General features: G+C 65.0%; 21 protein-coding genes. 7 read left to right on the top strand and 14 right to left on the bottom strand.

Annotation, left to right across the window (positions count from 1 at the left end):
* The first annotated feature begins 1 nt into the window (after nucleotide 1).
* The gene (locus tag BGI01S_RS23185) at nucleotides 2–892 is read left to right on the top strand and encodes a M48 family metallopeptidase (protein ID WP_042328485.1); all 891 of its coding nucleotides are present in this window, start codon (nucleotides 2–4) and stop codon (nucleotides 890–892) included.
* Nucleotides 893–974: 82 nt separating this feature from the next.
* Here BGI01S_RS23185 and BGI01S_RS23190 read toward each other — a convergent pair whose 3' ends face one another.
* The 3 genes from BGI01S_RS23190 to BGI01S_RS23200 all read right to left on the bottom strand — a co-directional run bounded on the left by BGI01S_RS23190 (nucleotide 975) and on the right by BGI01S_RS23200 (nucleotide 2,984).
* On the bottom strand, nucleotides 975–1,373 hold the full coding sequence (locus tag BGI01S_RS23190; RefSeq protein ID WP_042328422.1) for a hypothetical protein: 399 nt from the start codon (nucleotides 1,371–1,373) through the stop codon (nucleotides 975–977).
* 25 nt (nucleotides 1,374–1,398) lie between these two features.
* The gene (gene gloA, locus BGI01S_RS23195; RefSeq protein ID WP_042328423.1) at nucleotides 1,399–1,785 is read right to left on the bottom strand and encodes a lactoylglutathione lyase; all 387 of its coding nucleotides are present in this window, start codon (nucleotides 1,783–1,785) and stop codon (nucleotides 1,399–1,401) included.
* A gap of 89 nt (nucleotides 1,786–1,874) precedes the next feature.
* Nucleotides 1,875–2,984, bottom strand: a complete 1,110-nt coding sequence (locus BGI01S_RS23200; RefSeq protein ID WP_042328424.1) for a porin — start codon at nucleotides 2,982–2,984, stop codon at nucleotides 1,875–1,877.
* 476 nt (nucleotides 2,985–3,460) lie between these two features.
* Between BGI01S_RS23200 and BGI01S_RS23205 the strand changes: the two genes are divergently transcribed.
* Entirely contained in the window at nucleotides 3,461–4,399 is a 939-nt protein-coding gene (locus tag BGI01S_RS23205) for a DMT family transporter (protein ID WP_042328425.1), read from the top strand.
* Between the two features lie 57 nt (nucleotides 4,400–4,456).
* Here the strand turns inward: BGI01S_RS23205 and rsmA are convergent, their stop codons facing one another.
* The 4 genes from rsmA to BGI01S_RS23225 form a co-directional block, all read right to left on the bottom strand.
* On the bottom strand, nucleotides 4,457–5,296 hold the full coding sequence (rsmA, locus tag BGI01S_RS23210; protein WP_042328426.1) for a 16S rRNA (adenine(1518)-N(6)/adenine(1519)-N(6))-dimethyltransferase RsmA: 840 nt from the start codon (nucleotides 5,294–5,296) through the stop codon (nucleotides 4,457–4,459).
* A gap of 249 nt (nucleotides 5,297–5,545) precedes the next feature.
* Nucleotides 5,546–6,556, bottom strand: coding sequence for a 4-hydroxythreonine-4-phosphate dehydrogenase PdxA (pdxA, locus tag BGI01S_RS23215; RefSeq protein ID WP_042328427.1), 1,011 nt, complete (start codon nucleotides 6,554–6,556; stop codon nucleotides 5,546–5,548).
* Between the two features lie 16 nt (nucleotides 6,557–6,572).
* Nucleotides 6,573–7,937: a peptidylprolyl isomerase gene (locus BGI01S_RS23220; RefSeq protein WP_084585470.1), complete on the bottom strand. Its 1,365-nt coding sequence runs from the start codon at nucleotides 7,935–7,937 to the stop codon at nucleotides 6,573–6,575.
* A gap of 67 nt (nucleotides 7,938–8,004) precedes the next feature.
* Entirely contained in the window at nucleotides 8,005–10,371 is a 2,367-nt protein-coding gene (locus BGI01S_RS23225) for an LPS-assembly protein LptD (RefSeq protein WP_042328429.1), read from the bottom strand.
* A gap of 222 nt (nucleotides 10,372–10,593) precedes the next feature.
* On the opposite strand from BGI01S_RS23225, the gene BGI01S_RS23230 reads away from it, so the two are divergent.
* Both BGI01S_RS23230 and murU read left to right on the top strand, forming a co-directional pair.
* On the top strand, nucleotides 10,594–11,706 hold the full coding sequence (locus BGI01S_RS23230) for an aminoglycoside phosphotransferase family protein (protein WP_042328430.1): 1,113 nt from the start codon (nucleotides 10,594–10,596) through the stop codon (nucleotides 11,704–11,706).
* A 9-nt stretch (nucleotides 11,707–11,715) separates the two neighbouring features.
* Nucleotides 11,716–12,441: an N-acetylmuramate alpha-1-phosphate uridylyltransferase MurU gene (gene murU, locus BGI01S_RS23235; protein ID WP_408638590.1), complete on the top strand. Its 726-nt coding sequence runs from the start codon at nucleotides 11,716–11,718 to the stop codon at nucleotides 12,439–12,441.
* Between the two features lie 20 nt (nucleotides 12,442–12,461).
* Here murU and BGI01S_RS23240 read toward each other — a convergent pair whose 3' ends face one another.
* Nucleotides 12,462–14,348, bottom strand: a complete 1,887-nt coding sequence (locus BGI01S_RS23240; protein WP_042328432.1) for an ABCB family ABC transporter ATP-binding protein/permease — start codon at nucleotides 14,346–14,348, stop codon at nucleotides 12,462–12,464.
* Nucleotides 14,349–14,665: 317 nt separating this feature from the next.
* Between BGI01S_RS23240 and BGI01S_RS23245 the strand changes: the two genes are divergently transcribed.
* The gene (locus BGI01S_RS23245; protein ID WP_042328433.1) at nucleotides 14,666–15,061 is read left to right on the top strand and encodes an acyl-CoA thioesterase; all 396 of its coding nucleotides are present in this window, start codon (nucleotides 14,666–14,668) and stop codon (nucleotides 15,059–15,061) included.
* Nucleotides 15,062–15,191: 130 nt separating this feature from the next.
* Here BGI01S_RS23245 and BGI01S_RS23250 read toward each other — a convergent pair whose 3' ends face one another.
* Together BGI01S_RS23250 and BGI01S_RS23255 are read right to left on the bottom strand one after the other, a co-directional pair.
* The gene (locus BGI01S_RS23250) at nucleotides 15,192–15,521 is read right to left on the bottom strand and encodes a DUF4148 domain-containing protein (protein WP_042328434.1); all 330 of its coding nucleotides are present in this window, start codon (nucleotides 15,519–15,521) and stop codon (nucleotides 15,192–15,194) included.
* A 223-nt stretch (nucleotides 15,522–15,744) separates the two neighbouring features.
* Nucleotides 15,745–16,677, bottom strand: coding sequence for a LysR substrate-binding domain-containing protein (locus BGI01S_RS23255; protein WP_042328435.1), 933 nt, complete (start codon nucleotides 16,675–16,677; stop codon nucleotides 15,745–15,747).
* 159 nt (nucleotides 16,678–16,836) lie between these two features.
* On the opposite strand from BGI01S_RS23255, the gene BGI01S_RS23260 reads away from it, so the two are divergent.
* Nucleotides 16,837–17,451 carry a glutathione S-transferase gene (locus BGI01S_RS23260; RefSeq protein WP_042328436.1) on the top strand — a complete coding sequence of 205 codons (615 nt, stop codon included), beginning with the start codon at nucleotides 16,837–16,839 and terminating at the stop codon, nucleotides 17,449–17,451.
* An 82-nt stretch (nucleotides 17,452–17,533) separates the two neighbouring features.
* On the opposite strand, the gene BGI01S_RS23265 is transcribed toward BGI01S_RS23260, so the two are convergent.
* On the bottom strand, nucleotides 17,534–20,650 hold the full coding sequence (locus BGI01S_RS23265; protein ID WP_042328437.1) for a sensor domain-containing protein: 3,117 nt from the start codon (nucleotides 20,648–20,650) through the stop codon (nucleotides 17,534–17,536).
* 197 nt (nucleotides 20,651–20,847) lie between these two features.
* On the bottom strand, nucleotides 20,848–21,324 hold the full coding sequence (locus BGI01S_RS23270; RefSeq protein ID WP_042328438.1) for a nitrate reductase associated protein: 477 nt from the start codon (nucleotides 21,322–21,324) through the stop codon (nucleotides 20,848–20,850).
* Between the two features lie 159 nt (nucleotides 21,325–21,483).
* Between BGI01S_RS23270 and fdhD the strand changes: the two genes are divergently transcribed.
* Nucleotides 21,484–22,323, top strand: a complete 840-nt coding sequence (gene fdhD, locus BGI01S_RS23275) for a formate dehydrogenase accessory sulfurtransferase FdhD (protein ID WP_042328439.1) — start codon at nucleotides 21,484–21,486, stop codon at nucleotides 22,321–22,323.
* A gap of 96 nt (nucleotides 22,324–22,419) precedes the next feature.
* Here the strand turns inward: fdhD and BGI01S_RS23280 are convergent, their stop codons facing one another.
* Entirely contained in the window at nucleotides 22,420–23,190 is a 771-nt protein-coding gene (locus BGI01S_RS23280; RefSeq protein WP_042328486.1) for an enoyl-CoA hydratase, read from the bottom strand.
* Between the two features lie 115 nt (nucleotides 23,191–23,305).
* Nucleotides 23,306–24,505 (bottom strand): acetyl-CoA C-acyltransferase, encoded by a 1,200-nt coding sequence (locus BGI01S_RS23285; RefSeq protein WP_042328440.1) that lies wholly within the window; start codon nucleotides 24,503–24,505, stop codon nucleotides 23,306–23,308.
* Nucleotides 24,506–24,541 lie beyond the last annotated feature (36 nt).

Genomic DNA, 24,541 nt, shown 5'->3' on the forward strand with positions numbered 1-24,541 from the left:
GATGCAGAAGTCTCCTACGTCGCAGCCCGCTGAGGCGCTCGATAACCGGCAGCTCGACCTCCCGCTCTTCGCCGAGCCGGGGTCGACGTCGTCGTCCCCTTCACCGTCCGCGCCTTTGTCCGGCTCGCCCGTCGGGCAGCAGCCGGCCGTGCCGCTCGCACCGGACGGCAGCAAGCTGCGCAGCGTGACCATCGGTTCGCGCACGCTGCATTACGTGCTCAAGCGTTCGGCGCGCCGTTCAATTGGCTTTGCGATCGACAGCACCGGCTTGACGATCACCGCGCCGCGCTGGGTCACGCTCGCCGATATCGAAACCGCGATCACCGAAAAGCAGCGCTGGATTTTCACGAAGCTGATCGAATGGCAAACGCGTGTCGAACAGCGCGCGTTGCCGAAGGTCGACTGGAAAGACGGCGCCGAAGTGCCGTACCTCGGTCAGCCTGTGCGCGTGAAACTCGGCTCGCCGCACGGCACGCTCGCGTTCAGCGCGCACGATGCCGCACTGCAGGTGCCGCTGCCATTGCAGGCCGATCCGCAGCAGATCAAGGACCGCGTGCAAGGCTGGCTGCAAGGCGAAGCGAAGCGTCTGTTCGGCGAGCGCCTCGCGATTTACGCGGACAAGCTCGGCGTCAACTATCGCGCGTACGCGCTGTCGTCGGCGGCCACGCGCTGGGGCAGTTGTTCGAGCGACGGGAAGATTCGTTTGAACTGGCGGCTGATTCACTTTCCGCTGTCCATCATCGATTACGTCGTCGCGCACGAACTCGCGCATCTGCGAGAAATGAATCACAGCCCGCGCTTCTGGCAAACGGTCGAATCGATTTTCCCGGAATTCCGCGAAGCGCGGCAAACGCTGAAGTCGCATCCGCCGGAATTGCTGCCGACGCTTTGAGCCTGTTTTTGAAGGTACTTCGAGGTTGCGTTGACGTTGCTTCGAGGTCGCTTTCAGGTCGCCAGCCGCGACGACTCGCGCGTCACTCCGCGCAGAACGTCTCGTGCAGATGACGCCACGTGACCTTGCCGTGCGCGTCGAGATCCAGCACCGCTGTCGAGTGCCGCACGTTCGCATTGCCCGCGCCGTCGCGCTGATACTCCCGGTACTTCACCACCGCGCCCCACACATAGTCGGCGACGATCTCCCTATCGCGGATCGTGATCTGCAAGCCCGGACGCGCGCCGCGCAGCTTCGTGAAAACGTCGCGCACGCCGGCGTGATCCAGCGCGACGCCGGAAGGCGTCACCATCGTGAAGTGCGGTGCGAAGCGCGCGACGATCCGTTGTAGCGCGCCGTCATCAGCGGAGCCGTCGAACAATGCCTGGATTTCAGCGTGGAGGTCGCCGAGTTCTTTGAAGTAGGGATTATCGTTGTTCATTGTTCGCGCCGCCCCGCTGCCCGTATCACTTTTTCTTCTGGATGAATTCGATCTTGTAGCCGTCCGGGTCCGTGACGAAAGCAATCACGGTGGTGCCGTGTTTCATCGGGCCGGCTTCGCGCACGACCGTGCCGCCTTGCGCCTTGATCTTGTCGCACGCGGCATACGCGTCGTCGACTTCGACCGCGAGGTGGCCGAAGCCGGTGCCGAGATCGTACGACGGCGTGTCCCAGTTGTGCGTCAGTTCGATGACAGCGCCGTCGCGTTCGTCCGTATAGCCGACGAAGGCCAGCGTGAATTTGCCGTCCGGATAGTCTTCGCGGCGCAGCAGCTTCATGCCGAGCATTTCGGTGTAGAAGGCAATTGAGCGATCCAGGTCGCCGACCCGGAGCATGGTGTGAAGCAGGCGCATTGTGCACTCCCTGTTGCGTAATAAAACGAGACCGTAAATGTACCCGGAATCACGCGTCGCTGCAGGGCGCGGCGCGCGCGGCGCGGCCTTCAGAACTGATGCCGAAGTCCCGCCATCAGACCGAGTTGCGTACCCTTCTGCGCGAGTCCAATGCTGTTGACGCCCTGCAATTGCGCGCCGATCAGACCGCCGCGGTATTGCGCGTAATCGCCTTCGAGATAGATGTCGGTGCGCCTCGACAGGTTGTAGTCGGCGACCAGTTGATACTGCCAGGCCGAGCCATCCTGCTTCGCGGTCTTGCCGTCCTGCAGCGTGCGCCAGATGTTGGCGGCGAAGTGCCAGGCGTTGCCGACCTGCTGCGTGATGCCGCCCATGATCATCCGGCGCCGCGCGAAATCCGTGTACTTCAGTGCGGCGAGCACGGGCGCGGTGAACGGACCGTTGGCGAAGTTCGAAAAGCCGGCATCGTTCTGATTGACGATATAGCCCGCCGAAAAACGCGTGAGATTCCACGTGTACGAAGCGCCAAAGGTCCACGCTTTCGCCGCCGCGCCGTTGACCGAATCCTTCGACTCTTCGTACGCGCCGCCGACACTGAACGGTCCGCCCACCGGCTTATAAGCGAGCGCCGCGCCGATCTGGCTGCCGTACGAATTGCCCGCATTGCCGCCGAACGCGTAGCCGGCCGCGAAGGTGATGCCGTTATATCTCGCCTGATACTGCACCTGGTTGCTGGTCCAGATGCCGCCCGTCATCGTCACTTCGGGCTGGAAGCTGAAGTCGTATGGAATCCACCAGTTGCTGCCGTAGCCGCCCGCTGTGATGCCCTCGATCATCACATTGTATTGCCGGCCGAGAATGACCTGGCCGAACGCGTCCGAACGCACGCCCACCTGCGCTTCGTTGAAGAACGGCAAGGTGGGATCGCTCTGGCCGCTGTTGATGTAGAAGCGGTTTTCGAGTTTGAAGAAGGTGGACCAGCCGCCGCCGAGATCCTCGACGCCCTTCATTCCCCAGCGGCTCTGCGTGAGACCGCCTGGGCCGAGCCCGACCGACGAGTCGCCGGCCTTGTTCACGTTGGTCAGATAACGCACGCTCTCGTCGACCACGCCATAGAGCGTCACGCTCGATTGCGCGTGCACGACCTGGCATCCGATCGACGCCATCACCGCCGCCACCCACCTGGTTGCGTTCTTCATGTCGGCTCCTCGTACCGGCTCCGCGTTGCGCGGAGGGGTTCGTCGGCGTGGGTGGCGCGCCTCGAGCCGGCGCGCGGTCAGCGCGTTCTTCATGGCGGAACGCTGCACTGCGTTTGTCGCGGTTCGTCGGTCCATCGGTTCACCCGGCCTTCCGAATGTCCTGACGAAACACGTGTGTTCGCACCTTAGCGCGAAACGGCAGCGGCAAGAAATTAGTCTGATGACGGTGTTGTTAAGTGCACAAAAAACTTGCAGCCGCCAGGAAGCACGCGTAGAAGGTAGGGGCTTCGGCTGACCGGCGCGTGGGGTTTGCTATCGTACGAGCCAGCCGTATGGACCACGCTTATTACCCAGGCGGCAGTCGCGCGTGCGCAGCAGGTCTATCCGGCCGATTACCGATTACCCGCTGCGCGGCCGCATCCGATACTGTGCTCCGCCCTCTCACCGCTTCGCCGACCTCGCCACCACCACTGCCCATGAGCACCACCGCCCTGCCCGCACGCCGCGCCCCGGATAGCTTCGCGATCCTGCTGATGATCGGCTTGTGCGCGATCTGGGGACTCCAGCAAGTCGCGATCAAAAGCACCAACTCGGCATTGCCGCCGGTCTTTCAGGCGGGCTTGCGTTCGGCGATCGCGGCGGTGCTGGTGTGGGGCTGGGCGCGCGCACGCGGCACGCCGCTCTTTCGCGACGACGGCACGCTGGGCGCAGGCCTGCTCGCGGGCGTGCTGTTCGCGGGCGAGTTCGTCTGCATCTTTCTGGGCCTGACGCTGACCAGCGCGTCGCGCATGGCGGTGTTTCTCTACACGGCGCCGTGCTTCACGGCGCTCGGGCTGCACTGGTTTGTCGACGGCGAGAGGATGCGGCGCATTCAATGGCTCGGCATTTTCGTCGCGTTCGCGGGGATGACGCTGGCCTTCGCGGACGGCTTCCTGCATGGCCCCGCCTCGCACGGCCCGGCGCTAGCCGGTGTGGCCGGCGACGCGCTCGGCGTGCTGGCCGGCATCGCGTGGGCCGCGACGACCGTGGTGGTGCGCGCGACGCGCCTCGCGCAATCGAGCGCCAGCAAGACGCTGTTCTATCAACTGATGGTGTCGGCGGTGGTGCTGCTCGCGCTTGCCGTCGGGCTCGGCCAGGCGCACGTGGAAACCGTCACACCGCTGGCACTCGCGAGCCTCGCGTACCAGGCGGTGGTCGTCGCGTTCGTCAGCTATCTGGTGTGGTTCTGGCTGCTGACGCGTTATATCGCGTCGCGCCTGTCGGTGTTCTCGTTTCTCACGCCGCTGTTCGGCGTGACCTTCGGCGTGCTGCTGCTCGGCGAGTCGTTCAGCCTGCGCTTTCTGATGGCCGCGATGCTGGTGCTGACGGGTATTGCGCTGGTGAATGCGCCGGCGAAGCGGCGAGTGGCTGGTTAGGAACTAGTGGCCCGCGGGCGGGCCGCAACACACTTGACGCGGCGCGCCAATCGCGAATCACGACGCCTTGCCCGCGCCCGCCACGATCTGCGCGACGCGCACGTATTCGTCCACCGGCACGTCTTCCGCACGGCGTTGCAGATCGAAGCCGAGCGCGTCGAAATCCACCGAATCGCGGAACGCGGCCAGCGTATTGCGCAACATCTTGCGACGCTGCGAGAACGCCGCCGTCACCACTTCGCCGAGCACGCGCTGGTCGACCGGCGCGAGTTCGTGCAGCTCGTACGGGATCATCCGCACGATCGCCGAATCGACCTTCGGCGGCGGGTTGAACGATTCGGGCGGCACGTCGAGCTGCTTGTCGATCACATAGCGGTACTGCAGCATCACCGACAGTCGGCTGAACGCCTTGGTGCCCGGCTCGGCCACCATCCGATCAACCACCTCGTTCTGCAGCATGAAGTGCTGATCGATCACGCGATCCGCGAACGACGCCAGATGAAACAGCAGCGGGCTCGAAATGTTGTACGGCAGATTGCCGACGATGCGCAGTGACGCCTTCTCGCCCGGCGCGGCGAGCGAGCCGAAGTCGAACGCGAGCGCGTCGCCCGCGTGCAGTTCGAGCAGGTCGCCGAATTTGGTCTTCAGACGGCCGATCAGATCGCGATCCAACTCGACCGCGTGCAACGGCGCGTCGGGCGTCGCGAGCCGTTCGATCAGCGGTTCGGTGAGCGCGCCGAGCCCCGGCCCGATTTCGACCATGCGCTCGCCGCGCTGCGGCCGGATCACGTCGACGATCGAATCGATCACGCCCATGTCGACCAGAAAGTTCTGACCGAAACGCTTGCGCGCGAGATGACCTTGGTGCCGGCCCTGTTGCTGTCTGCTGGTGGACATCGAAGAAACGCTAAGAAAGAGAACTGCTTGAGAAAAAGGAACACGCGGCATGCGTGTCACACGTGCAATGTGGCGCGCGCCGGAATCGCTCATGGCTCACGTGCCGGGCACGTATCGGTTACGTATCGGCTACATGCCAGTTACCTACGAACACGCACGAACGCTTGCTGCCTGCACTGCATCGCCCTGCCCGCTGCCAGGTCCGGCAACCGCGACCCGCGTAACCTCACGCAGCGCAATAGCGCGCGTTCAACCCGCGCGACGATGTTGCGCCATCGACACCGCCGTATCGATCGCGGCAATCAGGCTGCCCGCGTCGGCGCGGCCGGTGCCGGCCAGATCGAGAGCGGTGCCGTGATCGACCGACGTGCGGATGATCGGCAAGCCGAGCGTGACGTTGATGCCTTCGCCGAACGTCGCGTACTTCAACACCGGCAGGCCCTGATCGTGGAACATCGCCAGCACGCAGTCCGCCTCTTCCAGATAACGCGGCTGGAACAGCGTGTCGGCCGGATAGGGACCACGCGCGTCGATGCCCTGATCGTTCGCGAGTTTGAGCGCCGGCGTGATGACCTCGATTTCCTCGCGGCCCAGATAGCCGTTCTCGCCCGCGTGCGGGTTCAGGCCCGTCACGAGGATGCGCGGCGCCGGCAAGCCGAAGTGATGCCGCAGATCATGATCGATGATGCGCAGCGTCTCGACAATACCGTCGACCGATAGCGCGGCCGACACGTCCTTCAGCGGCAGATGCGTGGTCGCGAGCGCGACGCGCAGCGGACGCTTGCCGGTGCCGGCCAGCATCATCACCACACGCGGCGTGTGGGTGCGCTCGGCCAGATATTCGGTGTGGCCGGTGAACGGCACGCCGGCGTCGTTGATGGTGCTCTTTTGCAGCGGCGCGGTGACGATCGCGTCGAACGTGCCGGCCACCGCTCCGTCGATCGCCTGATCGAGCAGATCGAGCACGTAGCGGCCATTGGCGGCGTCCAGCTTGCCCGCGCGCGATGGCGCGCCGAGCGCCTGGTGCTGCACCCGCACGCGCTGGCCCTGCGCCAGCAGCGCGGCCCAATCGACGCCGACGGCGCGCGCGCGTTCGGCGAGCAGGTCCGCGTCGCCGAGCACGGTGAACTGTGCGGCGGGCCAGTGCGCCGATGCGCCGGCCAACGCCTGCGCGGTCAGTTCGGGGCCGACGCCGGCGGGCTCGCCGGTCGTGATCGCGATCTGCAACGGCAAGCTGGTGGACTGGGCGGCGCTCGTCATGATGGCTATGGGGGGGTTATTGCACGCTCGACAGCGTCGGCTTCACTTCCACGTACGCGGTGTCGCGCAGTTCGCGCAGCCAGTCGGCGTAGGCCTGCTCCGCCTTGCGCTGACCGATCGCCTGACGCGCCAGATCCATCTGCTGCGAAACCGAGCCTTCCGCGTCGCGGCGGCCCAGCACCTGGATCAGGTGGTAGCCATATTCGCTGCGGACCGGGTCGCTGATCTGGTTGTCCTGCAGCGAATTCATCGCGCGCTCGAATTCCGGCACCGTCTCGCCCGGGCTGATCCAGCCGAGGTCACCGCCTTGCGACGACGAACCGTCCTGCGAGTACGTGTGCGCGAACTTCGAGAAGTCGCCGCCCGCCGCGATCTGGCTCTTGATGTCGAGCAGCTTCTGGCGCGCTTGCGGTTCCGACATGCCGTCGCCGACGCGCAGCAGGATGTGGCGCACGTGCGTCTGCACGAGCTTCGGCGCATCGGCGCTCGCGCCCTGACCCGCACGGCGATCGACCAGACGCACGATCTCGAAGCCGTCGTTGGTGCGGATCAGTTCCGGATTGACCTGGCCGGGACGCAGCGTCGACGCTGCCTTGACGAATTCAGGCGGCAGCTTGGACGGCGGGAGGAAACCGAGATCGCCGCTGTCCTTCGCCGCGTTCGGCGCCTGCGAATTGGACTTCGCGAGCTTTTCGAAATTGGCGCCGCCCTGCGCTTCGGTCAGCAATGCCTGCGCTTTGCGCTGCGCCGCTTCGATGTCCGTTTGCGACGCGTTCAGCGGCGCCGCGACGAAAATGTGCTGCAGATGCAGGTCGCTCGTCTGGCCGGCGTTCGGACCGCGCTGGCTCGCGATGTAGTTCGCGACCTCAGCGTCCGACACCGTGATCTTGCTGTCCACTTCCTTCTCACGCAGACGCGACAGCGTGAGTTCGGTGCGCGCGTCGCTGGTGAACGTGGTCCAGGGCACCCCTTGCGCCTCGATGCGCGCGCGGTACATCTCGAGCGACATGTTGTTCGCCTGCGCAAGCCGCGCGAGCGTTTTCTGCACGGTGGCGTCGTCGATGTTGATGTTGTCTTCCTTCGCCTTCTGCAGCTGGATGCGCTCCAGCACCATCTGGTTGAGCACCTGCTGGCGCAACTGGTCCAGCGGCGGGACCGGCGCGTTCTGCTGGTTCAGCCGGCGCGTGATCAGGCTGATGCGCTCGTCGAGCTCACGCCGCGTGATGACACCGTTGTTGACCACTGCGGCGATCGTGTCGACCGTCTGGCCGTTACTGCCACCCAGCGCCTGCGCCTGAACCGGCGCAACCGACAGGAAAGACGCCCCGGCGACGAGACCGGCCGCAAGCGTTGCCAAGCGAAGCTTTTTCATGATTGCCACAGATACTCCAATGATGTCGGGCACGCCTGGCCCGTCTTTTCGCATGCCATAAATGATCGGGCGAACGTCATTCGTAATTGGTGAAGCGCGATTCCGGCGGCGGCGGCGGCGGCAACGGCGTATAGCCCGCCACGCTGCTGCGGAACGCGGTCATCAGCCCGTTGTCCACGCTCGACAGGCCCTTGAACGTCAACTGCGCAAGGAACCGCGTGCTCGACTGATTCTGTCCCGAGGTGTTCAGGCCGTTCGCGTAGCGCTGGATACCCGCGCCGAGCGTCCAGCAGTCGGCGTCGTATTGCATGCCGATCAGACCGTCGACGATCCGATGGCCGCCCAGGTCGTAATTGAAGCGCGCGACCCCGTACATCCGGTGCGTCAGCGGCCACTGTCCGGACACCAGCACCTGGTTGATCGGCTGGTTGTCCAGCGTGGTGTTCGCGCGCGTGTAGCGATATGCGACGTTGATCACCTTGCCGCTGGCCGGACTGAACCCGAAGCCCACGCTCGTCTTCACCAGCTGGTTGTTGTCGGCATTATATTGGAACGCCGTTTCCGAGGCGAAACCGGCGCCGAGCTTGAACGACGCACCCGCGATCAGGTCCGAATGCGTGGCCTGCGTGCTGGTCTGGCTCGGCTGCAGCGTGACGCGCTGATCCTGGAAATAGTACTGCTGCGCCAGCACGAAACGCGCGCGCTCGTCGCCCGTGGCCGGGTTGATGAAGCGCGTGGTGATCGCCGCGGTCAGACGGTTCGCGTCGGCGATCCGGTCGTTGCCGACGAAGGTGTTCGGCGTGAAGATTTCCGCGAGACCGAAGTCGGAATCAGCGGTGTCGAACAGCGGCGCGTTGTCCTGGTTGCGATACGGCGTGTACACGTAGTACAGGCGCGGCTCCAGCGTCTGTATGTAATCCGCGCCGAACACGCGCACCGAGCGCTCGAAGATCAGCCCGGTGTCGAAGCTGAACGTCGGGATCGATTCGGTGAAGTTCTTCGCCGACCCGGGCGGCAGATCCGTGCCGATGTTGTTCAGGTTGTACGACGCGAAGTGCCACTGCACCTTCGGCGTGACGAAGTACCCGGGACCGACGACCGAATACGATATGTACGGGTTGAACAGAACCCGCTGACCTTCGGTCACGTCGGCCGTGGTGATGCGGAAGTTCGTGTAGTCGGCCTCGGCGCCAAAGTCGAAGCCGCCGACGTTGTACTTCGCGTACTTCACGTTCAACTGCGGCTCGCGGCCATACGGCGCAACGGACGGCTCCAGCGTTTGCCAGTGCTGTTCGCGCGCAAGCACCGACCACGGCCCATTGTTATAGGTCAACCCGGCTTCCTGCTGATACAGGAGCTGGGTGCCGTTCATGAACTGATTGACCGACGACGACAGATCTTCCGGATACGTATTGTCCGAAACCCTGTTGTAGTAGATGTAGCCGCCGAACCCGTTGCCGAAGTTCTGGTTGTGCTGGATGTACAGCGCGTAGCGGTTGGTCTTGGTCAGGTGATCGTCCGGCAGGAACTCGCCAGTGATCGAGCCGGAGTACGTGGGCGACAGATAGCGGAACGTACTCTGCAACTGCACACCGCGCTTGGAGATCAGACGCGGCGTCACCGTCAGATCGCGATTCGGCGCGATGTTGAAGTAATACGGCACCGACAGTTCGAAGCCATTGCTCGAACTCAGCGAGAACGTGGGCGGCAGCAGCCCGCTGCGCCGCTCGCCCGACAACGGGAACGACAGCCACGGCGATGCGAACACCGGCACGCCCTGGAAGAACAGCACGCTGTTGTACGCGACGCCTTCGTCCGCGCCGGTGTCGAAGTCGAACTCGCTGCCCTTGATGTACCAGGCCGGGTTGTCCTCGCACGCGCAGGCCGTGTACGTGCCGCGCGTGAACACCGAGCGCTCGTAGTCGAGCAGGTCGACGCGCTCCGCGCTGCCCGAGCCGCCCGTCAGGTTGAAGTGATACTTCGGCGCGGTCATGAAGCCTTCGGTCGAATCCACGCGAAGGTGCGCTTCCGGACCGATGAACGTATTGCCGCTATTGATCACGTGGACCTGGCCGTACGCGTCGGCCATGTCCGTGTCCTGATCGTAGTGCAGCGCGTCGGCCTTGATGACGGCCGTATTACGGCGCAGCTCGCCCGAGCCCTTGACCGCCAGATCCTGGTCGATGGTGCCGGCGGCGCTGTCGCCGAGCACGAACGTGGCCGGCCTCTGGCCCGCCTGCAGTGGACGCTCTTCGAGTTGCGGGGCAAGCCGCATGCCCCAGGGGATGTCGATGGATTGCGGCTGCGCGGCTTCCCCCACCAACTGGGCGTGCGCGAGCGCGGGCATCAGGCCCGGAGCGGCGATCAACGCCGCGACGAGCCGCCTTTTGCGCGGCACTACGGCACAAGAGGGAGTCGTTTGGGAAAGCTTTCTAGGCGGCATGTATCGTTTGGCGAATCGGCCCGTCCGTCAGCTCCTGCAGTCACGATCCACCGCCTGCACACCCCGACCGTGACAGTCGGCTGCACATCAATAATTACAATCTGTCGAACGATGAGGCGGGCGGTAAAGCGGACCACGCGAAAGCCGGCGTGAGTCGCGTCAAAAAAGTCGTGGGGTATTATATGGCAAGACGTTGCCCCTCTGAATTTGCTGCCGGTTTTCATGACGCCCCCCTCTTCCCAAGACACCATTCAAGACTCCGCCGACAGCCGTCTCGCCCTGCTCAAAGCGTGGCTGCAAAGCCATGCGGCGCGCTATGCGCTCGAGCTCGACACGCTGGTCCCGGCTTCATCCGACGCCAGTTTTCGCCGTTATTTCCGGCTCGCCGGTAAGGCGGCGGAAGGCGAAAGCGCAGCCACGCTGATCGCCGTCGACGCCCCGCCGCCCGAAAAGTGCCGCGAATTCGTGCAGATCGCCGGCTTGCTCGACGCCGCCGGCGTGCACGTGCCGCGTGTGCTGGAGGCGGATTTCGACGCCGGGCTGATGCTCGTCACCGATCTCGGCACCGCGTCCTACCTCGGCGCGCTGACGGAAGCGCAACATGAGGCTCAACGATCCGGCGACGCGCGCCGCGCCCGCACGCTGATGCGCGACGCGCTCGACGCGCTGATCCGCTGGCAACTGAGTTCGCGCGACAACGTGCTGCCACCGTTCGACGAAGCGTTCCTGCGCCGCGAGATGGAATTGATGCCGGAGTGGTTCATTGGCCGGCATCTGGGTCGCGAGGTCGACGACAAGACGCGCGGCATGCTCGATCGCACCTTTGCGTTGCTGATCGCGAGCGCGCGCGCGCAACCGCAGGTGTTCATGCTGCGCGATTTCATGCCGCGCAACCTGATGGTTGCCGCGCCGGATGCGCAGCACCCCGCCGCCAACCCTGGCGTGCTGGACTTCCAGGACGCCGTGTACGGCCCGATCACGTACGACGTCGCGTCGCTGCTGCGCGACGCGTTCATCGGCTGGGACGAGGAGTTCGAGCTGGATTGCTTCGTGTACTACTGGGAGCGCGCGAAGAAGGCGGGCCTGCCGGTCGATGCCGATTTCGGCGAGTTCTACCGGCAGCTCGAATGGATGGGGCTGCAACGGCACATCAAGGTGCTAGGGCTGTTCTGCCGGATCAACTACCGGGATGGCAAGCCGCACTACATGAAGGATCTGCCGCGCTTCATCGGCTATGCGCGCAAGGTGGCCGACCGCTATGCGCCGCTGCGCCCGTTCGCGAAGCTGCTCGACGAGCTCGAAGGCCGAGCGAACGAAGTCGGCTACACCTTCTGACCCATCCATATGTCCTTGAAGAAAGCGATGATTTTCGCCGCGGGCCGCGGCGAACGCATGCGTCCGTTGACTGACGCGTGCCCCAAGCCCCTGCTCGAAGTGGGCGGCAAGCCGCTGATCGTCCGGCAGATCGAACGGCTCGCGCGGGCCGGCTTCACGACCATCGTGATCAACCACGCGTGGCTCGGCGCGCGGATCGAAGCCGCGCTCGGCGACGGTTCACGCTGGCAGGTCGAGTTGCGTTACTCGCCGGAGCGCGAGGCGCTGGAGACGGCGGGCGGCATCGTGCAGGCGTTGCCGTTGCTCGAAGATGACGGCGCGAGCGAGGTGTTCGTCGCGGTGAGCGGCGACGTGTATGCCGACTTCGATTACACCGCGCTGACTGTGCGCGCCGACCAATTGCGCGCGCTGCCCGAGCCGGGCATGCATCTGGTGATGGTGCCGAATCCGGCGTTTCATCCGAACGGCGATTTCGGTCTGGTCGACGGCGTGTTGTCGCTCGATGCGCAGCCGCGCTTCACGTTCGGCAACATCGGGCTTTACGACACGCGCATGTTCCGCGATCTGCCGCGCGGCACGCGGCGCGCGCTCACGCCGTATTACCGCGAGACGATTGCGCGCGGACTCGCGAGCGGCGAGTTGTATGAGGGGTTGTGGGAGAACGTCGGAACGCCGGCGCAGTTGCAGGCGCTGGATCAACGGCTGGGGGCGCGCGGAGAGCAAGCGGTAGGCTGAAGCAACGACGCACCGCGCGCTCAGCGTCCGCCGTCGCCCGCCCCAACCGTTTCCGCCACCTCGGGCGCAGCGGCCGCGCGCTGCTGCAACGCCCACATCTGCGCGAACAGGCCGTTCGCGCGCAGCAATTCCACATGCGTGCCGCGCTCGACGATGCGCCCCTTGTCCATCACGATGATCTGCTGCGCGTGCACCACCGTCGACAGCCGATGCGCGATGATCAGCGTCGTGCGCTCGCGAGCGATCTGATCGAGTTCGTGCTGAATCGCGCGCTCGGAGCGCGAATCGAGCGCGGAGGTCGCTTCGTCGAACAGCAGGATCGGCGGATTCTTCAGGATGGTCCGCGCAATCGCCACGCGCTGCTTTTCGCCGCCCGACAACTTCAGCCCACGCTCGCCGACCGCCGTGTCATAGCCGTTCGGCAGCCCTTCGATGAACTCGTGAATGTGCGCCGCGCGCGCCGCCGCGATCACTTCGTCGCGCGTCGCCGACGGCCGGCCGTACGCGATGTTGTAGTAGATCGAATCATTGAACAGCACCGTGTCCTGCGGCACGATGCCGATCGACGCGCGCAGCGAATCCTGCGTGACGTCGCGGATATCCTGAGCGTCGATCGTGATCGCGCCGCCGCTGGCACGGTCCAGATCGTAGAAGCGGAACATCAGCCGCGCGAGCGTCGACTTGCCCGAGCCGCTATGGCCGACCACCGCCGTCGTGGTCCCCGCGGGAATCGTGAAGCTCACGTCGTGCAGAATCTGGCGCGCCGGCTCGTACGAAAAGTTCACGTGCTCGAAGCGCACCTGCGCACCGCTCACGCGCAGCGCCGGCGCATCGGGCAGGTCGGGCACTTCCTGGGCCGCGCCGAGCAGCGTGAACATGCGGTCCATGTCGGTGAGACTCTGCTTCAGCTCGCGATACACGACGCCGAGAAAATTCAGCGGAATATAAAGCTGCAGCATGAACGTGTTGATCAACACGAGATCGCCGAGCGTGAGACGCCCGGCCATCACACCTTGCGTCGCGCGCCACAGGATGAACACAAGCCCCGTACCAATGATCGCCTGCTGGCCGAAGTTCAGCGCTGACAGCGAGCGCTGCGACTTGATGGCCGCCGTGCGATAGCGCTTGAGATTTTCGTCATAACGGCTCGCTTCCCACTCTTCGTTGCCGAAGTACTTGACGGTCTCGTAGTTGAGCAGCGAATCGATCGCACGTGAATTCGCCTTCGAATCGAGATCGTTCATCGTACGGCGAAAATGCGTGCGCCACTCGGTGACTTTCACCGTGAACACGATGTACACCGCGAGCGCGATGAACGTGACGATCGCGTAGTACGCCTCGTATTTGACGACGAAAAAGCCGAGCACGAGGCCGACCTCGACCAGCGTCGGCAGGATGCTGTACAGCGAATAGGAGATCAGTTGCGTGATACCGCGCGTGCCGCGTTCGATATCGCGCGACATGCCGCCCGTCTGCCGTTCGAGATGAAACCGCAACGACAGCGCATGCAGATGGCGAAACACTTTCAGCGCGAGTTGCCGCACCGCGCTCTCGGTCACCTTCGAAAACAGGATCTCGCGCAACTCGGTGAAGAGCGACGTGGAGAGCCGCACCACCGCATACGCAACCACCAGCAAACCGACGCCGCCCAGCAGCACAATGGCCGGCGAATCGTGCGCGCGGCCGAGCGCGGTCAGATGCTGCACCGACGCGAGGCTGTCGACGATGCGCTTCATCACGATCGGCACGCCGAGATTGGCGACCTTCGCGCCGATCAGGCAGCTCAGCGCGAAGCCGACGCGCCACTTGTACGTGGCGAGGTAGGGCAGCAGCGACAGGATCGTCTGCCAGTCGTTGCGAGGCTGGGTGGAAATCGGCGAGGGTTCGGACGAGGAAGCGCGGCGCATGGGGATCTGCAAGGGGGAGAGTGTGGAACTGCCGGAGCTCCCGCGACACAAGCGGCGCGCCGAACGCGCCATGCCGACCGGCACACCGCTTATTGACGCACGACCTCGCTGAACGCTTTCCCGTACAATTCCTGATCTTTCTATTGTCGCAGAAGCCGGCTGGCGCCGCTTTTCATGGGCTGTCCGGCCACCGGTTGCACGCTGGCCGCGCGGCCGCCTCGTCTGGCCGGATCGATCCGCCGATGAGTGCAGTCGTCGTGAAATCCCCGCCTGCCGGTCGAGCCGACCGAGCCAATACGTTTCTCAAGGGTGCCCCGATGACCGATCTTCTTCAACTCCCGCAAAAGCCCTGCGCGCTGCGCGTGATGCCGCAACCGTCGGACGCGAACGTCCACGGCGACGTGTTCGGCGGCTGGATCATGGCTCAGGTGGACATTGCCGGTTCGATCCCGGCGAGCCGCCGCGCCAACGGGCGCGTGGCGACCATCGCGGTCAATTCGTTCGTGTTCAAGCAGCCGGTGTTCGTCGGCGATCTGCTGAGCTTTTACGCGGATATCGTCAAGACCGGCAATACGTCGGTGACGGTATCGGTCGAGGTCTACGCGCAGCGCATGAGCCTGACCGAAGACCTCGTGAAGGTCACCGAGGCGATCCTCACCTACGTCGCCACCGACAGCGATCGTCGCCCGCGCGCCTTGCCGGTAGTCGATTGAGACGCTGAACCGAGCCGCTGAAGCACAAACAGAACGAGGCGCCCCGGGCGCCTCGTTCTGTTTCACACGTCGTCGTGGTACGCGCCGTGACTCGCTTCGGACCGGGTGAACCGGTCCGCTTCGCTACGACTTACTGGCTGGCCGCCGTACCGATGCCGGCTTTCTTCTGCGCGTTCTGGATGTCGGCCGGATAGTTCGGATCGTTGCGCGACGGCTGATACCCGTGCGCCTCCAGTTGTTTCAACTCGGCGTTCTTCTTCGCCCGCGCCTGTTTGCGCGCGGCCTTGCGCTCCGCCTTCGTGGTGTGCGGCTTCGCGCCGGTGTCGGCCTTGGCCGCATCCGAGCCTTCGCCCGCCGACCCTCCGCCGCCGCTTTGCGCGAATGCCGGCGCGGCGGCCGCCACGCTCAATACAACCGTTGCCAACAGCACAGCCAGTTTCTTTGCAGGTGAAGACGTCATTGTTTTCTCCATTCGGATTGGCGGAAAGTCGGCAGCACAACGTCCGGCACGAAGTACGAGCAGCGAAAACGGCAATCGGGCGAACGGGCGCGGCGCTGCGTGGATCGATGCTTCGTCGGTGCTTCCTGGGTATTTCTGATTCCCCGGCAAGGTCGCCGATGGGAACCACGAATATATCCGACCGAAATTCGTGCGCAAATCGCTGTCGCCCGCACGAGCGGCGCTAGGCCACCCGGCTCGCTGGCGCGGACGCGGCGTCGCCGCGCAAATAGGCGTCGACCTGCGCTTCGATCCACTGCGCGAAATGCGCCTGGCGGACGTTCAGGATTTCGCGCTGCTGCCACACCAGCCAGTACGGGTAGCGGTACGGCACGCGGATCCCGGTGATCTGCACCAACGCCCCTTGCGCCAACGCATGCGCGACCAGGCTGCGCCGTTCGAGTGCGACGCCCAAGCCCTGCAGCACCGCGCCGATCGCGATGTTCGAATCGTTGGCCGACAACACCACGGCTTCGGCGGGCGGCGGCGCCACCTGCGCCGCCTCGCACCAGTCGCTCCACGGCGCGTCTGGGCTGGAGATCAGCGGACAGGCGACCACCTCGTCGGCGGTGAGCGGAAAGCGGCCGCTCGGCGCGAGCGCGAAATGCGGTGCGGCGACCACCACCATGTCGTCGTCGAACAGTTTCTGTTGCGCGACGCCCGGCCAGTGCCCCTGTCCCATGCGGATACCGATGTCGCTCGCGCTCTGGCGAAAATCCTCGACCTGCAGAGTGGTCATGAGACGCACCCGATAGTACGGATGCGCGTCGCGAAAGCTCGCGAGGCGCGGCACGAGCCAATGCTGCGCGAACGACGGCAGCGTCGAGATCACCAGTTCGCTTTCGTGCGGACGCGCCTGCGCGCGGCGCGTCGCGTGGGTGATATCGCGCAGCGCGGCGCGGATGTCGAGCGCATACAGGCGCCCTTCGTCGGTGAGCCGCAGCCCGCGCGCCTCGCGGATGAACAGCGCGACGCCCATCGCATCTTCGAGCACCTTGATCTGCTGGCTTACCGCCGAGTGCGTGACGTGCAATTCGCGCGCGGCCTGGGTGACGCCACCCAGGCGGGCGACGGCCTCGAAACAGCGGAGCGCGGTAAAAGGCGGGATCGGCTTCATGTTAGAAATTGTGACGGGAATCGTCGTTAATTGTCGCTTTTTTTGGCGCGCGTAGATGCTTAATCTATCGGCTGGGTGCGCGACGAATTGCGCCGGGCGGGAAACGCCGCTGCGCAGCCGACTCGGGCGCGCGATGATAGAACTTCTAACGGGAATCAAATGAAACTGATCGGAATGCTCGACTCACCCTATGTGCGCCGGGTCGCCATTTGCCTCAAGCTGCTTGAGCTCGACTTCGAGCATCAATCGATCTCCGTGTTCAGCACCTACGACCAGTTCGCGAAGCTCAACCCGGTCGTGAAAGCGCCGACGCTGATCACCGACAGCGGCCGCGTCGTGATGGAGTCGTCGGTGATTCTCCAGTATCTTGCGACGCTTGCCGGGCCCGGGCACCGTCTCTTCCCCACTCGCCCGGACGACGCGTTGCGCGCCGCCCGTCTCTCGGGTCTCGCGCTCGCGGCGTGCGAAAAGAGCATCCAGATCGTCTACGAATGCAATCTGCGGCCTGAGGAGAAGCGGCACGAGCCCTGGCTCGAGCGCGTGCGCGCGCAACTGCTCGCGGCTTATGGCGAGCTCGAACGCGACGTGGCGACGGCGACGCTGCCGACCGAGCAGGAGCAGTTCGACGCGGCGGACGTTACCGTCGCGGTGAGCTGGCACTTCACGCAGATGATGCTGCCGGAGGTCGTCGATAAAGCCGCGTATCCGCACTTGCAGGCGTTTTCGGCGTTGGCGGAGAACCTGCCGGTTTTCGTGGCTACGCCAGCGGTTTGAGGATGGCGGGCGGACTGGCGGAGCGGGGGCGAGCCTGGCGGCACGCGTCGCTAAAACGCCCACGGCCGCCGGCCCAACCGAATCAAGCCGGCTCCAGCTCCCGCTCCCGGCCCACGCCCCCTTGGAGCAACTCGGAAATCGCAGCGGTCGACAACGGCTTCGCGAAGTAAAACCCCTGCATCTCGTCGCACGCGCGCTCTTTCAGGAAGTCGAGTTGCGCCGACGTCTCGACGCCTTCCGCGATCACATGCAGCTTCAGCGAATGCGCGAGCGCGATGATCGCCGACGTGATGGTCTCGTCGTCGCCCGACACGCCGATGTCCGACACGAACGAGCGGTCGATCTTCAGCCGGTCCACCGGAAAACGCTTCAGATAGCTGAGGCTCGAATAGCCGGTGCCGAAGTCGTCGATTGCGAGGCCGATGCCGAGCGCGCGCAGTTCGTTGAGCATCGACACCGCTTCTTCGGCGTTGCGCATGATGGTGCTCTCGGTCAGTTCCAGTTCGAGGTATTTCGGTTCGAGTCCGGTCTCGGCCAGCACCTGCATCACCAGCTTCGCGATATCGCGCTGCTGGAACACGCGCGCCGACAGATTCACCGACACCCGCGTCGGCGGCAATCCCGCATCCTGCCAGGCCTTGTTCTGGCGGCACGCTTCACGCAGCACCCATTCGGACAGCGGCCCGATCAGTCCGCTCTCCTCCGCCAGCGGAATGAACGCCGACGGCAGCACCAGCCCGTCTTCCGGATCGCTCCAGCGCACCAGCGCCTCGATGCCGACAATCTGCCCGCTGCCGATATCCACCTGCGGCTGGTAGTGCAGCAGGAATTCGTCGTCGCGCAACGCGCGGCGCAAACGCCGTTCGAGGTTCAGCCGCGCGCCCGCGCTCGCGTTCATCTCCGGCTGATAGAACTGGAACGTGTTGCGGCCCATGTCCTTCGCGCGATACATCGCGAGGTCGGCCTTTTTCATTAGCGCTTCGGCGTCGTCGCCGTCTTGCGGGAACAGGCTCGCGCCCATGCTGCAACCCACGTACAACTCGGTGCCGTCGAGCCACACCGGCTCGGCGATCGACGCGCGCACGCGCTCCATCCACGCGATCAACGACTGTTCGTCGACGGTGTCGGTCATCACGATCACGAACTCGTCGCCGCCGTGCCGCGCGACGGTATCGCTGGTGCGCGAGCAGCGCGCGAGGCGCTCGGCGACCACGCGCAGCAGCCGGTCGCCGACGCTATGGCCGAGCGTGTCGTTGACGTTCTTGAAGCCGTCGAGATCGAGGAACACGACCGCGACGCCGTTGTGATGCCGCTGTGCGACGATCAGCGCATGCTCCAGACGGTCGCGCAGCAGATTGCGGTTCGGCAGGCGCGTGAGGCTGTCGTAGTTGGCCTGATATTCGAGCTGTTCCTGATAGCGGATCAGATCGGTCACGTCGTTGATCACGCCGATGTGATGCGTGATCGCGCCTTCCGCGTTCGGCACCGGCGCGATGAACAGCTGATTCCAGAACAGCGCGCCGTCCTTGCGATAGTTGCGCACCACCGCGCTGACCTCGCGGTTCGCGGCGAGCGCCTGGCGGATCAGCGCGACGCCTTCCTGGTCGCGGTCGTCGCGTTGCAGCACGCGGCAGTCGTGACCGATCACCTCGGCGGGATCGTAGCCGGTGATACGCATGAACGCCGGGTTCACGTATTCGATCAGATTGCCGGTCGGCGACGGCGCGGTGATCAGAATCGCGTTGACGCTCGCGTCGAGCGCGCGGCTTTGCAGACGCAGTGCGAGATCCGCGCGCTTGCGCTCGGTGATGTCCGTGTACGAACCGAGCACGCCGATCACCTGCCCCTCGCCATCGGTGAACGGCAGTTTGCTCGTGACCGTGGTGCGATGCACGCCGTCGATCACCACGTCGACTTCGAAGTTCATCTTCGGCACGCCGGTGCTCGCCACTTCCCTGTCGTGCTCGTTCAACAGTTCGGCGAACGCGCGCCACGGCATGTCGGCGTCGCTCTTGCCCACCACCTGCTCGGGATACGCGAGCCCCGCATCGCGCGCGAACGCCATATTGCAGCCGAGGTAGCGCGAGCTCAGGTCCTTCCAGAAGATGCGCTGCGGGATGTTGTCGATCACCGCTTCGAGCATCTGGTTCGAACGCTGCGCTTCGGCTTCGGCGTTGATCTGATCGGTGACGTCGTCGGCGAGCACGAAGAGCGCCGCGCGGCCCATGAAGTTCAGCGCGTGATACGAAATGTCGGCGCTGATGATCGAGCCGTCCTTGCGCCGGTGATGCCAGACGCCCGCCATCGTGCGGCCGTGCGGGACCGCGTCGCTGCGTTGCAGATGCGATTCGAGCCGCGCGATCTCGGTGTGCGTACGGATCGCGCGAATCGTCATGCCGAGAAACTCGTTTTCCGAGTAGCCGTATTGCTGGATCGCGGCCGCGTTGACGGCGAGAAAGCGCAGCGTCTCGCGATCGAAGATATACATCGGCACCGGATGATCGTCGAACAGCCCGCGAAAACGTTCGTCGTTGCGGCCAAGCGCGCGAGCGCTGCGCAGTTTTTCGCGCGCGCTGCTCTCGCGGGCGCCGAACGTGAAGATCAGGACCGTGCTGCCGGTGAGCATCGTCAGAATCAGCAGAAACATCGCGCGCTGGGTCTCGCCCGCCGAGACCGCGAGCGCCTTCTGCAACGCGCGGTTCTCCTCGCTGCGCAGCTTGGCCAGCGCGGCTTCCACGCGATCGAGCCCGAGCCCGAGATGCGTATACGTCGACGCCGCCCACGCGCGCGACGCATCCGGCTCCGCGCTGGCGCTCTTGAGCAGCGCGTCGTCGATATCGTGCTGCAACGCGTGGCTCTCCGCGCTCAGTTTGGCGAGCGCGTCGAGCATCGGCGGCTCGCCGGCCAGTTCCTCACGCAACTCGCGCTCCAGGCTGGCGAGCGTCGTGCCTGTCGTGGCGGCCGCGCCCACCGGCGCCGGTGCGCCCGAGGCCTCGAAACGGCCTAGCGCGGCCAGCGCGCTGTCGAGCGCCGTGTGATACGCGTCGAGGTTCTCACGCACGCTCGTCGAACGCAGCATGAGCGCGTCGGCGTCGCGTTGACTGCCAATCTGCGTGTAGGCGACGAACGCGTTCGCACCGACCGCGGCAACGACCACCGCTATGTTGATCAGCAGCCGCTTCGATAAAAAAGGAGTCATGGATTCCGAACGTCAATCGTTCCGAGGGCGGGAGCGCGCGGTCGTTCTCGGTGCGTCGGGCCGCATCGATGCGAGTCTTTTTACGCGCCAACCCATGGATAACGGCAGCGTTCAGCAGAGGGTTGAGGGTGGGGGTGAAAAATATTGAGGGGTGTGTGGGTGGGATTGGATTGGGCGCGGCAGCTTGCAGGCCGCGCCTAGCCGGCCGCGCCAAACTCCTTCATCGCCGGGACGAAGTCGTGGTTGGCCTCCGGCTTGCGCGACAGCTTCGCGAGCACGTAGCGCTTGAAGGGATCGAGTTCGGCCCAGCGGGTGACGCTCGGCGTGACGAGGCCCGCCCGTCCCGCCTGCAACGCGACGCCCTCCGGCACGCTATCGGTACGGCGCCACGCGGGCGACTCTTCCGGCGTGAACCACTCCGGCTCGACGTTCGCGTGCGTGCGCAGCATCTCGAACAGCGCGTGATCGAAATTCGGCTCGATTTCCGCGTCGTCCTCGACCGGGAAACGCGCCAGCAGCTTGCGGTCTTCGAGCGGCAGCAACTGCCACTGCGCCAGCGTGATGCGCAGCCCGAAACGGTCGAGATTGAAGCGCACCGACATCGGGATGTAGGTGAAATTCTCCGAAGACGCGACTTCGAAGTCGAACAGAAGCGGTGCTTCGTTGAGTCCCATGACAAGGCTCCTCGTGAATGGCGCACAACGTGCGAGCGCGGCTTGAGGTATTTTAGAACCTTATTCGCGCGATGGCGGCATGGACGGCCGCCGCCCGGCGGCGCAGCAAGAACGCTGAGAGCCGTGCCCGCGCGCGCAGCATCGCACAGGAGTGAAGCATTGAACGAACAGGAAACAGCCGGACAGCCAGGCGCGGTGGAGCGCCAGGTGCATCGGCATCGCGGCTCGGCGGTCGAAACCGTCACCGATCACGTCGGTCAGGAATGGCCGGTCGCGCTCGTCTTCAACGGCATTTCGCATGCGGTGATGATGTGCACGCCGCGCGATCTCGAAGCCTTCGCGGTGGGCTTTGCGATTTCGGAAGGCATCGTCGAGCGCGGCAGCGATATCCAGGACATCGAGGTCGAACTGCACGACGACGATGAACTGCCGCACGCCGAAGTGCAATTGCAGGTCGTGCAACAGGCGTTCGTTGCGCTGAAGGAGAAGCGCCGCGCGCTCGCCGGGCGCACCGGTTGCGGCGTCTGCGGAATCGAAAGCATCGATCTGCTCGATCTGAAGCCGGAGCGCGTGCCCGACACCGGCTTTCTGCAACGGCTCGCGCCCGATGCCATCGCCCGCGCCGCCCGCGAGCTGCCGGAGCACCAGGCGCTCACGCGCTTGACCGGCGGCCTGCACGCGGCCGCATGGTGCGACGCTGCGGGCGCGATCCGCTATGCGTTCGAGGACGTCGGCCGTCACAACGCGCTCGACAAACTGATCGGCCAGCTGGTGCTCGATCGCGCGGATACCCGCGACGGCTTCGTGTTTCTGTCGAGCCGCGCGAGCTACGAACTGGTGCGCAAGGCCGCGCGCGTCGACGTGCCGATGGTCGCGACGATCTCGGCGCCGTCGTCGCTGGCGATTGCGATTGCCCGCAAGGCGGGCGTGCGGCTGGTGAGCTTCTGCCGCGAAGGCAGCTACGTCGATTACGACACCTGGCAAGCGACGCAGCCTTGAGGACTGAAGCGCGTGGGTAGTGGGAAATCCGAGGGCTTGAGCGTCTGAGCCCCCAACACCCGAGCGCCAAAACCTCCGGCGCTCAGGCACCCCACGTCAATCGAACTGCCGAAAATCCGGCTTGCGCTTCTCGAAGAACGCCTTGAACGCCTCGCGCGCTTCGGGCGCGAGCAGCATCTTGCCGAAGTGCACCGCCTCTTCCGCCATCTGCGTTTGCAATTCCTGATGGCTCGCGCGCTTCATCAAGCTCTTCGTCACGCGCAGCGACGACGCCGGCAATGCGGCCAGCTTCGCAGCCTGCGCGGCCGCGAACGCATCGACCTCGGCGGCCGGCAGCACGCGATTTACGAAGCCCATGCGCTGGGCTTCGGCGACGTCGAACGCTTCGCCGAGCAGCAGCTTTTCCGCCGCCGCCTGATAGCCGCCGACCCGCTGCAACAGCAAACTCGACGCCGCCTCCGGACACAGGCCGAGTTGCGCGAACGGCAACGAAAAGCTCGCCGTGTCGGCCGCATAGACCAGATCGCAATGCAGCAGCAAGGTCGTGCCGATTCCCACCGCCGGCCCCGCCACCGACGCCACCACCGGCTTCTCCGCCGAGCTGATCGCGCGCAGGAACTGGAACACCGGCGCGCTTTCGCCCATCGGCGGCGTCTTCATGAAATCGTCGAGATCGTTGCCGGCGCTGAAAATACCTGCGCTGCCGCGGATCAGGATTGCGCGCACCGACGCGTCGCCGTGTGCTTCGACGAGCGCGTCGGCCATCGTCTGGTACATCGCGGCGGTAATCGCGTTCTTCTTGCCGGGCCGGTTGAAGGCAATCGTCAGCACGCCGTCGGCGCGCTCGACCAGGATATCCATCGTCATCTCCTTCATCTCCTCGTATTCCTGCTGAGAATGTAAAAACGGTTCGCAAGCCACGCGGCCTGCGAACCGTTCTGCGGTCCTTAGGTGTTCCTCGCAAGGACCGGGGCGGTCACGCTTACAGACGCTCGATGATGCCCGCCGCGCCCATGCCGGTGCCGACGCACATCGTCACCATGCCGTACTTGTAGTTGCGGCGGCGCAGGCCGTGCACCACCGTCGACGCACGAATCGCGCCCGTCGCGCCGAGCGGGTGGCCGAGTGCGATCGCGCCGCCGAGCGGGTTGATCTTCGACGGATCCAGACCGAGGTCCTGGATCACCGCCAGCGATTGCGCGGCGAACGCTTCGTTCAGTTCGATCCAGTCGAGGTCGTCCTGCTTCAGACCTGCTGCCTTCAGCGCGGCCGGAATCGCTTCCTTCGGACCGATGCCCATGATTTCCGGCGGCACGCCGCGCACCGCGAAGCTGACGAAGCGCGCGAGCGGCGTCAGGTTGAACTGCTTGAGTATCTTCTCCGACACGACGATCAACGCGCCCGCGCCGTCCGACGTCTGCGAGCTGTTGCCCGCCGTCACCGAACCTTTGTTCGCAAACACCGCGCGCAGTTTCGCGAGACCTTCGAGCGACGTTTCCGCGCGCGGGCCTTCGTCGAGCGACACTTCACGCGTCTGCACGCGTACTTCGCCGGTCGCGAGATCGGGGAAGCGCTCGGTGATCGTGTACGCGGCGATTTCGTCGTTGAACTCGCCGGCCTGTTGCGCGGCGATCGCGCGGCGGTGCGATTCGACCGAGAACGCGTCCTGCGCTTCGCGGCTGATCTTCCAGCGCTCGGCGACTTTCTCCGCAGTCAGGCCCATCCCGTACGCGATGCCGATGTCTTCGTTGCGATCGAAGATATGCGGCGACAGCGACGGCTTGTTGCCCATCATCGGCACCATGCTCATCGATTCGCAGCCGCCCGCGATCATCGCGTCCGATTCGCCGACGCGGATGCGGTCAGCGGCCATCGCGAGCGCGGTCAGGCCCGATGCGCAGAAGCGGTTCACCGTGACGCCGCCGACCGTATTCGGCAGGCCGGCCAGCAGCGCGCCGATCCGCGCTACGTTGAGCCCCTGTTCCGCTTCCGGAATCGCGCAGCCGACGATCGCGTCTTCGATCACCTTGGTGTCGAGGCCGGGCACTTGCGCCACGGCCGATTTGATCGCGTGCACCAGCAACTCGTCCGGGCGCGTGTTCTTGAACATCCCGCGCGGCGCCTTGCCGATCGGCGTACGGCTCGCGGCGACGATGTATGCGTCTTGCAATTGCTTTGCCATTTGAAGCTCCTGTGTCGGCGGGAGTTGGCGCTTTAG

Origin of the sequence: Paraburkholderia ginsengisoli NBRC 100965, from assembly GCF_000739735.1 — a bacterium.
Classification (GTDB): Bacteria; Pseudomonadota; Gammaproteobacteria; order Burkholderiales; family Burkholderiaceae; genus Paraburkholderia; species Paraburkholderia ginsengisoli.

Bases quoted from the DNA above. Each gene is read 5' to 3' on its own strand.
- BGI01S_RS23185 (WP_042328485.1), top strand. From the start codon at position 2: ATGCAGAAGTCTCCTACGTCGCAGCCCGCTGAGGCGCTCGATAACCGG.
- BGI01S_RS23190 (WP_042328422.1), bottom strand. From the start codon at position 1,373: ATGAACAACGATAATCCCTACTTCAAAGAACTCGGCGACCTCCACGCT.
- gloA (WP_042328423.1), bottom strand. From the start codon at position 1,785: ATGCGCCTGCTTCACACCATGCTCCGGGTCGGCGACCTGGATCGCTCA.
- BGI01S_RS23200 (WP_042328424.1), bottom strand. From the start codon at position 2,984: ATGAAGAACGCAACCAGGTGGGTGGCGGCGGTGATGGCGTCGATCGGA.
- BGI01S_RS23205 (WP_042328425.1), top strand. From the start codon at position 3,461: ATGAGCACCACCGCCCTGCCCGCACGCCGCGCCCCGGATAGCTTCGCG.
- rsmA (WP_042328426.1), bottom strand. From the start codon at position 5,296: ATGTCCACCAGCAGACAGCAACAGGGCCGGCACCAAGGTCATCTCGCG.
- pdxA (WP_042328427.1), bottom strand. From the start codon at position 6,556: ATGACGAGCGCCGCCCAGTCCACCAGCTTGCCGTTGCAGATCGCGATC.
- BGI01S_RS23225 (WP_042328429.1), bottom strand. From the start codon at position 10,371: ATGCCGCCTAGAAAGCTTTCCCAAACGACTCCCTCTTGTGCCGTAGTG.
- BGI01S_RS23230 (WP_042328430.1), top strand. From the start codon at position 10,594: ATGACGCCCCCCTCTTCCCAAGACACCATTCAAGACTCCGCCGACAGC.
- murU (WP_408638590.1), top strand. From the start codon at position 11,716: ATGTCCTTGAAGAAAGCGATGATTTTCGCCGCGGGCCGCGGCGAACGC.
- BGI01S_RS23240 (WP_042328432.1), bottom strand. From the start codon at position 14,348: ATGCGCCGCGCTTCCTCGTCCGAACCCTCGCCGATTTCCACCCAGCCT.
- BGI01S_RS23245 (WP_042328433.1), top strand. From the start codon at position 14,666: ATGACCGATCTTCTTCAACTCCCGCAAAAGCCCTGCGCGCTGCGCGTG.
- BGI01S_RS23250 (WP_042328434.1), bottom strand. From the start codon at position 15,521: ATGACGTCTTCACCTGCAAAGAAACTGGCTGTGCTGTTGGCAACGGTT.
- BGI01S_RS23255 (WP_042328435.1), bottom strand. From the start codon at position 16,677: ATGAAGCCGATCCCGCCTTTTACCGCGCTCCGCTGTTTCGAGGCCGTC.
- BGI01S_RS23260 (WP_042328436.1), top strand. From the start codon at position 16,837: ATGAAACTGATCGGAATGCTCGACTCACCCTATGTGCGCCGGGTCGCC.
- BGI01S_RS23265 (WP_042328437.1), bottom strand. From the start codon at position 20,650: ATGACTCCTTTTTTATCGAAGCGGCTGCTGATCAACATAGCGGTGGTC.
- BGI01S_RS23270 (WP_042328438.1), bottom strand. From the start codon at position 21,324: ATGGGACTCAACGAAGCACCGCTTCTGTTCGACTTCGAAGTCGCGTCT.
- BGI01S_RS23280 (WP_042328486.1), bottom strand. From the start codon at position 23,190: ATGACGATGGATATCCTGGTCGAGCGCGCCGACGGCGTGCTGACGATT.
- BGI01S_RS23285 (WP_042328440.1), bottom strand. From the start codon at position 24,505: ATGGCAAAGCAATTGCAAGACGCATACATCGTCGCCGCGAGCCGTACG.